This is a genomic window from Bradyrhizobium sp. A11 (genome assembly GCF_042077125.1).
In the GTDB taxonomy this organism is placed as follows: Bacteria; Pseudomonadota; Alphaproteobacteria; order Rhizobiales; family Xanthobacteraceae; genus Bradyrhizobium; species Bradyrhizobium japonicum_B.
On record NZ_CP149509.1, the window covers coordinates 1,782,140 to 1,795,911 of the forward strand.

11 protein-coding genes are annotated in these 13,772 nt (G+C 65.4%); 3 read left to right on the forward strand and 8 right to left on the reverse strand.

From position 1 onward, the window contains the following. Positions 1–123: 123 nt before the first annotated feature. The gene (locus WI560_RS08285; protein ID WP_375307600.1) at positions 124–3,600 is read right to left on the reverse strand and encodes an indolepyruvate ferredoxin oxidoreductase family protein; all 3,477 of its coding nucleotides are present in this window, start codon (positions 3,598–3,600) and stop codon (positions 124–126) included. Between the two features lie 167 nt (positions 3,601–3,767). Here WI560_RS08285 and WI560_RS08290 point away from each other — a divergent pair, with 167 nt between their 5' ends. The 3 genes from WI560_RS08290 to WI560_RS08300 all read left to right on the forward strand — a co-directional run bounded on the left by WI560_RS08290 (position 3,768) and on the right by WI560_RS08300 (position 7,424). Further along, the gene (locus WI560_RS08290) at positions 3,768–4,721 is read left to right on the forward strand and encodes a hypothetical protein (protein ID WP_375307601.1); all 954 of its coding nucleotides are present in this window, start codon (positions 3,768–3,770) and stop codon (positions 4,719–4,721) included. Positions 4,722–5,046: 325 nt separating this feature from the next. Next, positions 5,047–5,745, forward strand: coding sequence for a cysteine hydrolase family protein (locus WI560_RS08295; RefSeq protein ID WP_375307602.1), 699 nt, complete (start codon positions 5,047–5,049; stop codon positions 5,743–5,745). An 11-nt stretch (positions 5,746–5,756) separates the two neighbouring features. Continuing rightward, positions 5,757–7,424 carry a regulator gene (locus WI560_RS08300; protein ID WP_375307603.1) on the forward strand — a complete coding sequence of 556 codons (1,668 nt, stop codon included), beginning with the start codon at positions 5,757–5,759 and terminating at the stop codon, positions 7,422–7,424. 50 nt (positions 7,425–7,474) lie between these two features. Here the strand turns inward: WI560_RS08300 and soxA are convergent, their stop codons facing one another. The 7 genes from soxA to WI560_RS08335 form a co-directional block, all read right to left on the reverse strand. Then, complete coding sequence (gene soxA, locus WI560_RS08305; RefSeq protein ID WP_375307604.1) at positions 7,475–8,254, reverse strand: sulfur oxidation c-type cytochrome SoxA; 780 nt, start codon at positions 8,252–8,254, stop codon at positions 7,475–7,477. Then, complete coding sequence (gene soxZ / locus WI560_RS08310) at positions 8,251–8,568, reverse strand: thiosulfate oxidation carrier complex protein SoxZ (protein WP_375307605.1); 318 nt, start codon at positions 8,566–8,568, stop codon at positions 8,251–8,253. The genes soxA and soxZ overlap by 4 nt, the downstream gene beginning before the upstream one ends. Next, a complete protein-coding gene (locus WI560_RS08315) occupies positions 8,568–9,035 on the reverse strand; it encodes a SoxY-related AACIE arm protein (RefSeq protein WP_375307606.1) in 468 nt (155 codons plus the stop codon). Before WI560_RS08315 ends, soxZ begins: the two co-directional genes overlap by 1 nt. 9 nt (positions 9,036–9,044) lie before the next feature. Then, complete coding sequence (gene soxX, locus WI560_RS08320) at positions 9,045–9,461, reverse strand: sulfur oxidation c-type cytochrome SoxX (RefSeq protein ID WP_375307607.1); 417 nt, start codon at positions 9,459–9,461, stop codon at positions 9,045–9,047. A gap of 219 nt (positions 9,462–9,680) precedes the next feature. Then, entirely contained in the window at positions 9,681–10,952 is a 1,272-nt protein-coding gene (locus WI560_RS08325; protein ID WP_375307608.1) for an FCSD flavin-binding domain-containing protein, read from the reverse strand. A gap of 55 nt (positions 10,953–11,007) precedes the next feature. Further along, positions 11,008–13,194 carry a molybdopterin cofactor-binding domain-containing protein gene (locus WI560_RS08330; RefSeq protein ID WP_375307609.1) on the reverse strand — a complete coding sequence of 729 codons (2,187 nt, stop codon included), beginning with the start codon at positions 13,192–13,194 and terminating at the stop codon, positions 11,008–11,010. An 11-nt stretch (positions 13,195–13,205) separates the two neighbouring features. Then, the gene (locus tag WI560_RS08335) at positions 13,206–13,655 is read right to left on the reverse strand and encodes a (2Fe-2S)-binding protein (protein WP_028135089.1); all 450 of its coding nucleotides are present in this window, start codon (positions 13,653–13,655) and stop codon (positions 13,206–13,208) included. Positions 13,656–13,772 lie beyond the last annotated feature (117 nt).

Sequence of the window (13,772 nt, forward strand, 5' to 3'; positions counted from 1 at the left end):
GCTCCGCGAAAGCGGGGCATCCAGTACGCTGCGGGCCATCGGTTGAATCACCACCGCCTCGGAGTACTGGATCGCCCGGTCAAGCCGGGCGATGACACTGAGTGTGTGGCGAGACTCTAGCCGCTACTCCGCTGCCGCCGCAAAGCGGCTGTTCTCCAGTTCCGCCTCAAGCCGCGCCGTCTCGGCTGCCGCGAGCTTGACGTTGGCTTCCTTGACGTGGCCGAAGCCGCGGATCGTCTCCGGCACGCGCGCGAGCCGCGTCAGGAGCGGGATCTGCTCCGGCTTCAGCCCGGCGATTCGCTGGTCGATCATCGCCAGATAATCCGCGACCAGCTTGCGCTCGGTGCGGCGCTCCTCGGTCCGGCCGAACGGATCGAACGCACTGCCGCGCAGGAACTTCAGCTTGGCGAGCACGCGGAAGGCATGGAGCATCCAGCCGCCGAACTCCTGCTTCTGGAGCCGGCCCGTCACCTTGTCGCGCTTGGCGAAGATCGGCGGCGCCAGATGGTATTTCAACGTGAAGTCGCCGTCGAACTTCTCCGACACTTTCTTCGCAAAGCTGCCGTCGGTATAGAGCCGCGCGACCTCGTACTCGTCCTTGTAGGACATCAGCTTGAACAGGTTCTTCGCGACCGTCTCGGTCAGCTCCGTTGACGCGGGCGAGGCGGCGGCTTCCGCCTTGCGCACCTTGGCGACGGCCGCGAGATAGCGGTCGGCATAGGCCTTGTCCTGGTAGGAGGTCAGGAATTCGGCGCGGGTCGCGATGATGTCGTCGAGCGACTTCGCGGGCGCGGACGCACGGTTCTTGAACTGCACCACGCTGCGCACCCGCGACATGTCGTGGGCGGCGAGGCGGCCCCAGGTGAAGGCGAGCTTGTTCATCTCGATCGCGGCGCCGTTGATCTCGATGGCGCGGAGCAGAGCTTCGAGCGACAGCGGGATCGCTCCCTTCTGGAAGGCGAAGCCGAGCATGAAGGGATTGGTGGCGATGCTGTCGCCCATCAGCGCCGCGGCAATGCCTGTCGCATCGATGATATCGAGATTCTTGTCGCCGATCGCGTCGCGCAGCACGGTCTGCATCGTGCCCATCTCGAAATCGAGATCGGGATTCTGCACGAAGCTCGCGGTCGGCTGCAGGTCGGCGTTGATGTAGGCCTTGGTCACGCCGCGCTCGGCGCGGCTGAGCGCGGAGGGACCTGCCGAGACGATCATGTCGCAGCCGAGAATGACGTCGGCGCCACCGGTGGTGATGCGGACGGCGGAGATGTCCTCCGGCTTCGGAGCGATGCGGACATGGCTCATCACCGCGCCGTTCTTCTGCGACAGGCCGGTGAAATCCAGCGCCGAGCAGCCGCGGCCGTCGACATGAGCGGCCATGCCGAGCAGTGCGCCGATGGTGATGACGCCGGTGCCGCCGATGCCGGTGACGAGGATGCTGTAGGGGCCGTCCAGCTCACGCGCTGGCGGCAGCGGCAGATCGGCGAACAGCTGGCCGGAATCGACCGCCGAGGTCTTCATCCGCTTCAGCGTGCCGCCGTGCACGGTGACGAAGCTTGGGCAGAACCCTTCGACGCAGGAAAAATCCTTGTTGCAATTCGACTGATCGATCTGGCGCTTGCGGCCGAACTCGGTCTCCAGCGGCTGCACCGAGACGCAGTTGGACGCCTGCGAGCAATCGCCGCAGCCTTCGCAGACCAGCTCGTTGATGAAGGCGCGCTTGGCGGGATCGGGATAGAGGCCGCGCTTGCGGCGGCGGCGCTTCTCGGCGGCGCAGGTCTGGTCGTAGATGATGACGGTGAGGCCCTTGATATCGCGCAGCTCGCGCTGCACGGCATCGAGCTCGCGGCGATGGTGGATGGTCGCGCCTTGCGGGAAGTAATTGCCTTGCGGGTATTTGCTCGGATCGTCCGAGACGATCGCGAGCCGCTTGACGCCCTCGGCCCAGACCTGATGCGCGATCTGGGCGACGTTGAAGGCACCTTCGGCCGGCTGGCCGCCGGTCATGGCGACGGCATCGTTGTAGAGGATCTTGTAGGTGATGTTGATGCCGGCGGCGGACGCGGCGCGGAGCGCCAGAAGACCGGAATGGGTGTAGGTGCCGTCACCGAGATTCTGGAAAATGTGCTTCTCGCTCGTGAAGGGCGATTGGCCGATCCAGTTCACGCCCTCGGCGCCCATATGCGAGATCAGATCGGTGCGGCGGGTGGGCATGCTCAGCGCCATGCCGTGGCAGCCGATGCCGGCCATGGCGCGGCTGCCCTCGGGCACGCGCGTCGAGGTGTTGTGCGGGCAGCCCGAGCAGAAGAACGGCGTGCGCGCGAGCTTGATCTGCGTGCTCGTGGTGACGGGATTGTCGAACGCCTCGAGCCGGGCGAGGCGCTGCTCCAGCACCGGGCTGTGATGACCGAGCTTGCGCAGGCGCGCCACCAGCGCGGATGCCACGATGGTCGGCGTCAGCTCGCCCTCGCTCGGCAGCAGCGGCGCGCCGCTTTCGTCGCGCTTGCCGGTGACGGTCGGGCGCTTCGAGGCATCGATGTTGTAGAGGATGCGCATCAGCTGGTCTTCGATGAAGCCGCGCTTCTCTTCGACCACGAGCACGTCCTGCAGACCTTCCGCGAAGCGCTTGGCGCCGCTTTCCTCCAGCGGCCAGGTCAGCGCGACCTTGTAGATGCGAAGGCCGAGATCCTGCGCGTCCTTGTCGGTGATGCCGAGGTCGGCCAGCGCCTGGCGCAGATCGAGATAGGCCTTGCCGGTCGCAACGATGCCAAGCCGCGCCGGCTTGGAATCGAGCACGATGCGGTCGAGCCGGTTGGCACGGGCAAAGGCCTGCACCGCCGCCATCTTCGGTCCAAACAGGCGCTTCTCCGCTTCCAGCGGCGGATCGGGCCAGCGGATGTTGAGGCCGCCGGGCGGCATCTCGAAATCGTCGGGCAGCACGATCTTGATGCGTTCCGGGTCGCTGTCAATCGAGGCCGAGCTCTCGACGGTCTCGCTGATCGCCTTGAAGCCGACCCAGCAGCCGGAGAAGCGTGACAGCGCAAAACCATAGAGTCCAAGGTCGAGATAATCCTGGAGCGTCGCCGGGTTGATCACCGGGATCAGCGCTGCGGCGAACACCTGCTCGCTCTGATGCGCCAGCGTCGAGGACTGGCAGCCGTGGTCGTCACCGGCGAGCGCGAGCACGCCGCCGTTGAGCGCGGTGCCGGCCGCATTGGCGTGCTTGAGCGCATCGACCGAGCGGTCGACGCCGGGGCCTTTGCCGTACCAGATGCCGAACACACCGTCGACCTTGGCGCCGGGAAACAGGCCGACCTGCTGGCTGCCCCAGACTGCGGTCGCGGCGAGGTCCTCGTTCAGGCCGGGCACGAAGGCGATGTCGTGCTGCTGGAGGTGAGACTTCGCGCGCCACAACGCGTGGTCGTACATGCCGAGCGGAGAGCCGCGATAGCCGGAGATGAAGCCGCCGGTGTTGAGTCCCTGAAGCCGGTCGCGTTCGCGCTGCAGCATGGGTAAGCGGACCAGGGCCTGTGTTCCGGACAGGAAGATCCGCTTCGATTCGAGCCGGTATTTATCGTCCAGCTCGACCTGCAACAGCGTCATGTCGTGGAGTCCTTATTGTTCTGGCCTGGCGAGGAATTTTGCACCGCGGGAGGATTGCGGCCTTGCAAAGCGGAGGATCCCAGTCAAGAGCATGGGCCGGCGAAGTCAATACGGCTGGCCGCATCCGTGGCGCTCCTGCTAGTCATGGCTTGCGAGCGGAGGACATCATGGCTGCAAACGCATTCGACACCGAAATCACCGAGACGACCGAGACCCTGATCGGGCCGTGGCGCCAGCCGCGTCAGATGCTACAGGCGCAAACCTACGACGCGCATGCCTCGATCCATGACGACGCCACCGCGCAGAAGCTCGGCTTCAAGGGCGGCACCATCGAAGGCCCGACGCATTTCAGTCAGTTCGCCCCGCTCGGCGCGCGATTGTGGGGACAGGCCTGGTTCGAGACCGGATGCCTGTCCGCGCATTATCGCAGCGTCTGCTACGAGGGCGAAGAGGTGCAGGCGATCCTGTCGAAGCCATTGCCCGGCACCAGCCAGTGCCAGATCCAGATGGTCAAGCGCGACGGCACCGAGGTGCTGCGCGGCACGGCTTCGGTCGGTGAACCGCACGCGGCGACGGCGCTGGAGGCCCGCCTTGGCGAGCTCAAGCCGCTCGCCGATCCCGTCATCCTGCGCGATGTGAAGGTCGCTCAGACCGGCAAGCGCCAGGCGGTGCGGATGGCGTTCGACCAGATCATGGGCGATCTCTATCCGTTCTCGCTGCGTCAGAAGCTCGCCGCCATCACCGAGAACTCGCCTTACTATTCGACTGCCGACAATCCGTGGCGCAGGCCGATCATCCCGATGGAGATGCTGAGCGTGCTGTTCCAGTACCGCTCCAAGGACGATCCGCTGCCGGCCAAGGGCCCGGCCGTCGGCCTGTTCGCGGACCAGGAGATCCGCCTGGTGAAGGGGCCGCTGTTCGTCGACGAGGACTACGAGGTCGAGCGCGAGGTGGTCGCGCTCTCCGGCAGCCGCCGCACCGAAAGCGCCTGGGTGAAGACGCGCGTGTTCGACAAGGCGGGCGCGGTGGTGGCGACCATGCTGCTCAACATGGCGACGCTGAAGGATTCCTATGCGCCGTATGAGGAGGAGTATCGGCGGCTGTATGGGGCGGGGCGGTAGCTCTCCTCGTCATTCCGGTGCGCGCGTAGCGCGAGCTAGGATGCGCAATTGCGCATCAGAGAATCCATTTCACCTCGCTTATTGCCGCCCGATGGAATCCGGGCTCGCGACTTCGGCGCGCCCCGGAATGACGGCGAAGACCGCCCATGCTTTAAGCAAATGCACGCCACAAGGCCGTCGCACAGGGAATAAGCAAAACTCGATCTTCGGCTTAACCTTCTGAGCTTCCTTAGAATTTTTTCGCAGCCTGTGCGCCATCGCAATTGTACACAATGGCACGCCGCTTGCAGAACTCCTCGCGCAGTTCTCGCGAGGGGCGGGCGTCATGCTGGACTTGAGCAAGCCGACATTGGGCGTCATCAGCGCCGAGCCCGAGCCGGTCAGATTGGACTGGTCCGCCACCGCGCTTCTCATCATCGACATGCAGCGCGACTTCATGGAGCCCGGCGGCTTCGGTGAGACGCTCGGCAACGACGTCAGCCAGCTTGCGCGCGCAGTGAAGCCGATCGGCGCGGTGCTGAAAGCGGCGCGCGACACCGGCATGTTGGTCATCCACACCCGCGAGGGCCATCTGCCCGATCTCTCCGACGCGCCCCCGGCGAAAATCGAGCGCGGCGCGCCGTCCTTGCGCATCGGCGATCCCGGCCCGATGGGCCGCATCCTCATTCGCGGCGAGGCCGGCCACGACATCATTCCCGAGCTCTATCCGCTCGACAGCGAAATTGTGATCGACAAGCCCGGCAAGGGGGCGTTCTACGCGACCGAGCTCGGCGACGTCCTTGGGAAATACGGCATCGAGAATTTGCTGGTGTGCGGCGTCACGACAGAAGTGTGCGTCAACACCACCGTGCGCGAGGCCAATGACCGCGGCTACCGCTGCGTCGTCATCTCCGACGGCTGCGCGTCCTACTTCCCCGAGTTTCACGAGATGGGCCTGAAGATGATCAAGGCCCAGGGCGGCATCTTCGGCTGGGTCGCAACCTCAGCCGCAGTCTTGGAGGCAATGAGGATTTCGACCATTTGAGGGGTGATATCATGAGCACATTGACGGGGACGGCCGGCAAATCTGAAATCGACACGTCCGGGTTCAAGCCGGCACTATGGACATCGGGCGACTGGAACGCGTTTTTCGGCTTCGGCACCAACATCCTCGTCAACATGCTGGTGCTCACGGGCCTGTTGCGCTTTGTCCTGAAGATGCCGGACAGTCTGGTGTTCGGCCGCATCCTGCCCGCGCTCGGGCTGATGATGTGCCTCTCGACCTTCTACTACGCCTACCTTGCCTACCGTCTGGCGCAGAAGACCGGCCGCAGCGACGTCTGTGCGCTGCCCTCGGGCGTCAGCGTGCCGCACATGTTCATCGTCACCTTCGTGATCATGCTGCCGATCACCCTGAAGACCGGTGATCCGCTCAAGGGCTGGTCCGCGGGTCTGGTCTGGGTGTTCTTCCAGAGCTTCATTCTCATGATCGGCGGCTTCATTGCCCCGTTCATCCGCAGGATCACGCCGCGCGCGGCGCTGCTCGGCACGCTTGCCGGCGTCTCCGTCACCTTCATCTCGATGCGGCCGGCACTGGAAATGTACATGACGCCGCAGATCGGTCTGGTCTGCTTCGCCATCATCCTGGTGAGCTGGTTCGGCGGTGTGAAGTATCCGCGCGGCATTCCTGCTGGCCTCGTCGCCATCGCCGTCGGCATGATCATCGCCTGGGGCTCCAACCTGTTCGGGCTCGGCATCGGCGGCTTGAGCCTTGCTGGCGTCGGCGCTGCCTTCGCCAATTTCGGCTTCTCGGTGCCGATCCCGGCAATAGGCTATGTTTTCTCCGGCTTCGAATTCCTCGGCATCATCCTCGTCACGGCCATTCCGTTCGGCATCTACGATCTGGTCGAAGCCATGGACAATGTCGAGAGCGCGGAGGCTGCCGGCGACGAATATCCAACCACGCGCGTGCTTACGGCCGACGGCGTCGTCAGCCTGATCGGCTGCTTCATGGGCAATCCCTTCATCAACGCCGTCTATATCGGCCATCCCGGCTGGAAGGCGATGGGCGGCCGGATCGGCTATTCCGCTGCGACCGGCATCATGGTGATCGTGCTGTCCTGGTTCGGCATCATTTCGGTGCTGCTGGCCCTGGTGCCCGTCGTCGCGATCTCGCCGATCCTGCTCTACATCGGCATGCTGATCGGTGCGCAGGCGTTCCAGACCACGCCGGTCAAGCACGCGCCCGCCATCGTGCTGGCGCTGACGCCGCATCTGGCCGCCTGGGCCAAGCTGCAAATCGACACGATGCTTGGTTCGACCATGAATGCGGCGACAACCGTCGGTGGCTTGGCGGCCGACAAGGCCGACGCCGTGAAGGCGGCCGCGATCGCCGCGCTGCCGCAGCAGGGCGTATTCTACCACGGACTTGAAGTGATGGGCGGCGGCTCCATCCTGGGCGGCCTGGTCCTCGGCGCAATCGGCGTCTTCATCATCGAGCGCGATTTCGAGAAGGCCTCGGCCTTTGCTCTGGTCGGTGCCGTGCTCACCTATTTCGGCTTCATGCATGGCGAGGCCGTCGGCATCGGCGGCGGCTTTGGCGTCACGCCGGCGGTCGCGCTGGCCTACGCTGCGATGGCGGCCGGCCTGTTCGCCGCCGGCAAGCTCGGCGTCAGCGAACATTATCCCGCGCATCCGGAGATGTCGGCGGCGCCGGCGGAATAGGCAAGGCGCGAACGCGTTCGAAGCGGCCGGCAAATGCCGGCCGCTTTCATTCAGGGCCGCACCGCCGGCGTCTCCATCGGCAGGCCGTGCGCGCGCGACATCAGATAGAGCTCGAGCGCGACCAGCTCGGGCGAGCCGTAATCATAGGCCTGGGCGCGGACGCCGGTCATGCAGCTGCGCAGCCGCCGCTCGAGCGATCCCAGCGTTTGCCACTCCAGTCGATAGAGCGGATAGCCGGTCGGCTGTCCCTGCGTGATCGGCGCGCCCGCGAGGCGCTTGTGGAAATTGTCGTCGTGGCAATTGGTGCAGGCGAGGTTGAGCTGGCCTTCGCGCTGCATGAAGAGCTCGCGGCCCTGCTCCACGAAGGGTTTTGCCTGCGGATCGTCGCCGGCGGTGATCGCAACACCGCGCGATTGATGGGCGACGAACGCGGAGAGCGCCAGGAGGTCGCGGCTCTCGTAGGGCAGCGGCGTTGCCTGCTGGTGATCGGCGCGGCACAGATTGATGCGCTGGTCGAGCGTGACGGGGCGGTGAAGCGCTTTGTCGATGGCGGGGTAGCGCGCCGCGACGCCCTTCATGCTGGCGCGCGCCTCGCCATGGCAATCCGCACAGGCCTTCTCCGCGCTGCCGGTCTTCTTCGCCCACAGCGCCTCGCCGTCGAGCACGAACAGCATGCCGGGATTGGAGGTGTCGTCGTCCTGCATCGCCCGGGTGTCCGGCCCCATGAACGAATAGCCGGACCGGCGCGCATCGGGCGGGATTTCGCCGGCGATCAAGGCAGGTGCCGCGGCGAACAAGGCCGCTGCTGCTATCGCGCGCCAAACGCTCATTCGACCGTGATCGATGCCGAGGCGGTGGACGAATAGCCGTTGTCGCCGACCCATTCGAATTCAAACTTGCCGCTGTCCTTGGCGACCGTGAAAAAGGACAGATACGGATTGGCCGCGATCGCCGGAAAGAGGTCGGCGCGAAAGATCTCGGCGCCGTTGTAGCGGCAGGTGAAGCTCGTGATGATGTCGCGCGGCACCAGCTTGCCGTCCACGGTGTGGCGAAATCCGGTCTCCATGATGTGCGAGGTCAGCGCGCGGATCTCGATGACGTCGCCGCGCCTGGCCTTTGAGGGAACGTTGATGAGCGCGGCCATCAGTTCATCTCCTCGGTGCAGGCGGCCAGCGTCACGACCACGTCGGCGGCGACCTGCCAGAACGTGTCGTCGGACAGGCGCGCGATCGCCACCACTTTCTGGGTGTCGGCGAGCCTGATGCGGGTCGAGACCTGGGCCCGGCCGGAGGAGGGGCCGAGATAGAAATTGCCGATGTTCGGCTGCGGGTTCTTCTCGTTGAAGACGTGGATGCTCTTGACGTGGTCGTCTGCCGTCATCGGGCTTGTCACGCTCACCGTCATCGGCACCACGTTGCCGTTCTCGACCAGCGGCGGAATGTCGAGTTTCACCCTGCCGGTGCGGATCGGGGCTTCGCCGACGATATTGTGGATCGCGTGATTGAGCATCGCGGGCGTTGCTTGCAGCGGACGCAGGGTGACGACCGGGATCGTCCCGGCGGCCGTGACGCCTCCGGCGAGGCTCAGGAATTGTCGTCGCGTGGTGGGCATGGAACGGTCCTAGTCGCGAAGCGTTGCAAGAAAGGCCACGATGTCCTCGATCTCGGCAGCCGACAAGATCGGCTTGCCGGCGAAATTGCGTCCGACCCGCACGAGGCCGTCGGCGCGATAATAGGACGGCATGATGGTGTTCGGATTGAAGCGCGAGGCATCGACCAGTCGAAGCCGCAACTGGCTCACCGTCCATCGGTTCCCGGCGCCGGCAAGGTCGGGCGCGAGATCTCCCTGGAACCGCGTTTCTGGGAACGGGCCGGAATGACAGAGGATGCAGGTCGTGGTGCGCGCGAGCACGAGCGCGCGTCCGCGCACGGCATCGCCGGGCGAGCCGGTGAGCGATTGCGGGATGCCGTCGTTGACGACCGTGTAGGGCAGGAGTTCTTCGGCTTGGGTCGGCAAGGCGACGACCAGGCTTGCCACGATGAGCGCCGCAATCGCAGCTATCGGATGGGATGGCTGGGGTCGCCGCGAATGCCACTTACCTCTCCCGCTTGCGAGAGAGGTCGGCGCGAAGCGCCGGGTGAGGGCTCTCTCCTCTTGGGGGTTCTCGCGCGCGGAGACACCCTCTCCCCAACCCTCCCCCGCAAGCGGGGGAGGGAGCGCATCGTGACCGTGGCGACATGCTCGGATCATCATGCGCTAACCAAAAGTATCCGCCGTGATGGCCTCAAACCAGCGCTCCGCCTCAGCGGCCTCGCGCGCCCGCAATTCGCGCGGGGCATCGACCGGGCTGGTCGCGCCGCCCTCGACCTCGGCGAAGATGTCGCCTCTTGGCTGGTAATTGCCGGCAAGGGAGAAGCCGTAGCCGGGTGCGACGGTGCTGTAGCAGATGCCGGCCAGCCGCGGCGTTTGCGGCGCTCGGCCGGCGAGGAGATCGGTGATGGCCGCGGCGCAGGCCTTGCCTTGCCCGCTTGCGGCCGACGCCGATTTGGGAATGCCGCCGCCGAGGCAGGCATCGCCGATGACATGGATGTTCGGGACGAGTTTCGACTCGAAGCTGACGGGATCGATCGGACACCAGCCGGTCGCATCTGCAGCGCCCGCAATCTCGGCGATGCGTCCAGCACGTTGCGGCGGGATGACGTTGGCGACATCGGGCGTGTAATTGCCGAATTCGGTGACGATGGTCATGGTCGCCGAATCGACCGAGGTGACGCGGCCGCCTTGCGACAGCGCGATGCGCTCGATCATGCCGCCGTAGAGCTCCTTCCACGCCTTCTCGAACAGCCGCTGCTGGGAGAAATTGTCCTTGGCATCGAGGATCAGCACCTTCGAGCGGGGCTTGTTCGTCTTCAGGTAATGCGCGATCAGGCTGGCGCGCTCGTAAGGCGCGGGCGGACACCGCGAGGGATTGGCGGGAATGGCAATGGCGACCGTGCCGCCGTCGTCCATCGCTTCCAGCTGCTTGCGCAGCAGCAGCGTCTGCGCGCCTGCCTTCCAGGCATGGGGCATTTTTTCCGATGCCGCCTCGTCGTAGCCGGGCAGGGCTTCGACATGGAAGTCGATGCCGGGCGAGAGCACGAGACGATCATAGGTCAGCACCGTGCCATCGGCCGTGGTGACGCTGCGCTGCTGCGGCTCGATCTTCGCGGCGGCCTGGCTGATCACGGTGACGCCGGCAGCAGCGAGCTTGTCATAGCCGAAATGCTGCGTCTCGATCTTACGCAGGCCGGCGATCACCTCGTTGCTGAACGGGCAGGAGGCGAAGATCTTGTTCGGCTCGATCAAGGTGACCTGCAGGTTCGCGCCGGCGCGCTTGAGCGCACGCGCGCAGGCCGCGCCGCCGAAGCCGCCGCCGACCACGACGATGCGGCCTGACGCTTGCGCACGCAGGATCGAGGGTGTGGCGAGCGATGCGGCCGCGGCGGTGATGCCGAGGACGGCATTCCGCCGTGTCACCGGCACATTCATGGGACTTGTCCGGAAAAGCGTGCGGCGGCGGCCGTCGTGGCCGCCGCCGCGCGTCTCAGGCAAAGGTGATGTTCTGGTCGCGCAGCGGCACCGAGCGGATGCGTTTGCCGGTCGCGGCGAAATACGCGTTGAGCACCGCCGGCGCCGCGACGCCGATGGTCGGCTCGCCGACACCGCCCCAGAACCCGCCGCTCGGCACCATCACCGTTTCCACTTTCGGCATCTCGTTGATGCGCATCGAATTGTAGGTGTCGAAGTTGGTCTGCTCGATCTTGCCGTCCTTGACGGTGCAGCCGCCATAGAAAAGCGCGGATAGCCCATAGACGAAGGAGCCCGCGACCTGTCGCTCGACCTGCGCCGGATTGACGACGTAGCCGGGATCGGTGGAGGCGACGATGCGATGCACCTTAATCTTGCTGCCGTCGGTCACCGAGATCTCGGCGGCGCCGGCGACATAGCTGCCATAGCCCATCACTTGCGCGATGCCGCGATAGACGCCCTGCGGCGCCGGCTTGTCCCAGCCGATCTTCTCGGCGACCGCATTGAGCACCGCGAGGTGCTTGGGGTGATTGCCCATCAGCTTGCGGCGGAATTCGAGCGGATCCTGGCCTGCGGCCTGGGCCAGCTCGTCCATGAAGCATTCCATGTAGATCGCGTTGTGATTGACGTTGACGCCGCGCCAGAAGCCGGGCGGGACGTGCGGGTTGCGCATCGCGTGCTCGACCAACAGATTCGGCACCGAATAGCCGAACGCGGCCTCGCCGGATTGGGCGACGCCCTGGAAGGCCGCCGGGTCCATGCCGTTCTGCAGCGCTTCCGGGCGGAGCGAGAACAGGATCGATTGCCCGGACAGACGGTAGTGCAGCGCGATCAGATTGTTGTTGGCATCGAACGCGCCGGTCATCTTGCACTGGGTGATCGGATGATACCTGCCGTGCGCCATGTCCTCTTCGCGCGACCACAACAGCTTGACCGGGGTGCCCGGCATCTGCTTGGCGATCATCACGGCCTGACGGACATAATCGGTCTGGCCGCGCCGGCCGAAGCCGCCGCCAAGCATCACCTTGTGGACGTCGCACTTCTCCGCCGGCAGCCCGGAGGCCTCCAGCACCGCTGCGAAGGCCGCTTCGCCGTTCTGCGTGCCGCACCATACCTCGCATTTGTCCGCGGTGTAGAGCGCGGTGGCGTTCATCGGCTCCATGGCGGCGTGGTTCTGGTAGGGATAGGAGTAGACGGCCTCCACCTTCTTGGCGGCACTGGCAATGGCGGCTTTGGCGTCGCCGTTCTTGTTGCCGACATAGGCCGGCTGGTCGTCCTTGAGCCCCTCGGCCAGCCACTTTGCAATCGACTCGCTCGAGACCTTGGCGTTGTCACCCTCGTCCCAGACGATCGGCAGCGCCTCCAGCGCGGTCTTGGCGTGCCACCAGGTATCGGCGACCACGGCAACCGCGGTATCGCCGACCTTGACGACCTTCTTGACGCCTTTCATGGCGGCGATCTTGGCTTCGTCAAAACTCTTCAGCTTGCCGCCGAACACCGGGCAGTCCTTGATCGCGGCGTTCAGCATGCCCGGCAGCTTGACGTCGGTGCCGTAGATCATGGCGCCGGTGGTCTTGTCGAGGGTGTCGAGCCGCTTCACGCCCTTGCCGATCAGCTTCCAGTCCTTCGGATCCTTCAGCTTGACCTCGGCCGGCGGCGTCAGCTTCGCGGCGGCTTCGGCGACCTTGCCGTAGGTCGTGGTTCGGCCCGACGGCTTGTGGGTAATGACGCTGTTTTCGGCCGTGCATTCGGAGGCCGGCACTTTCCATCCGTCGGCCGCGGCCTGGATCAGCATCACGCGCGCGGTGGCGCCGCCCTTGCGGACATAATCCTGCGAGGAGCGGATGCCGCGGCTGCCGCCGGTGGAGAAATCGCCCCAGACGCGCTTGCGGGCGACGCTCGTGCCGGGTGTCGGGTATTCGGTCGTGACCTTGGTCCAGTCGCATTCGAGCTCCTCGGCCACGAGCTGGGCGAGGCCTGTGAGCGAGCCCTGGCCCATCTCGGAGCGGGCGATGCGGATCACGATAGTGTCATCGGGTCTGATCACGACCCAGGCGCCGATCTCGGGCGAGCCGTCCGCGGCGCGGACCACGGCGGGGCCGCCGAAGGGGATGTCGAGACCGATGGCGAGGCCGGCGCCGAGCGTGGCGCTGCCGATGACGAAGGCACGGCGGTTCATCCTGGGAGAAACATGCTTGTTCATGAGGCGGCTCCTTACGCGCTGGCGATCGTGTGGATCGCTTCACGCACCTGTTGGAAGGTGCCGCAGCGGCAGATGTTGGTGATGGCCTCGTCGATGTCGGCGTCGGTCGGTTTCGGCTTCTCGTTCAGCAGCGCGGCCACGGCCATGATCATGCCGCTCTGGCAATAGCCGCATTGCGGCACGTCCTGGGCGATCCAGGCCTCCTGCACCTTGTGCAGCGTGTCGCCCGAGGCGAGCCCTTCGATCGTGGTGATCTTCTTGCCTTCGGCCTCGCTGACCGAAACCCCACAGGAGCGGGTGGCGACGCCTTCGATGTGAACCGTGCAGGCACCGCATTGTGCAATGCCGCAACCGTATTTCGTGCCGGTCAGGCCGGCATTCTCGCGAATCGCCCACAGCAGGGGCGTATCCGGCTCGACGTCGAGGGTGAAGGTTTTTCCGTTGATTGTTAGGTTTGCCATCGCAGTCCCCTGATTGGCCCAATCCACCGATTGAACTCAGGCGCGCAATGTGTCCGGCAAACTGGAACGGTTCAAATCAACAGTCCGAGGGGTCGCTGCGAGGAATTTGGCCGTCGC

Excerpts from the sequence above, each read along its gene's own strand:
- WI560_RS08285 (WP_375307600.1), bottom strand. The coding sequence starts at position 3,600 with ATGACGCTGTTGCAGGTCGAGCTGGACGATAAATACCGGCTCGAATCG.
- WI560_RS08290 (WP_375307601.1), top strand. The coding sequence starts at position 3,768 with ATGGCTGCAAACGCATTCGACACCGAAATCACCGAGACGACCGAGACC.
- WI560_RS08295 (WP_375307602.1), top strand. The coding sequence starts at position 5,047 with ATGCTGGACTTGAGCAAGCCGACATTGGGCGTCATCAGCGCCGAGCCC.
- WI560_RS08300 (WP_375307603.1), top strand. The coding sequence starts at position 5,757 with ATGAGCACATTGACGGGGACGGCCGGCAAATCTGAAATCGACACGTCC.
- soxA (WP_375307604.1), bottom strand. The coding sequence starts at position 8,254 with ATGAGCGTTTGGCGCGCGATAGCAGCAGCGGCCTTGTTCGCCGCGGCA.
- soxZ (WP_375307605.1), bottom strand. The coding sequence starts at position 8,568 with ATGGCCGCGCTCATCAACGTTCCCTCAAAGGCCAGGCGCGGCGACGTC.
- WI560_RS08315 (WP_375307606.1), bottom strand. The coding sequence starts at position 9,035 with ATGCCCACCACGCGACGACAATTCCTGAGCCTCGCCGGAGGCGTCACG.
- WI560_RS08325 (WP_375307608.1), bottom strand. The coding sequence starts at position 10,952 with ATGAATGTGCCGGTGACACGGCGGAATGCCGTCCTCGGCATCACCGCC.
- WI560_RS08330 (WP_375307609.1), bottom strand. The coding sequence starts at position 13,194 with ATGAACAAGCATGTTTCTCCCAGGATGAACCGCCGTGCCTTCGTCATC.
- WI560_RS08335 (WP_028135089.1), bottom strand. The coding sequence starts at position 13,655 with ATGGCAAACCTAACAATCAACGGAAAAACCTTCACCCTCGACGTCGAG.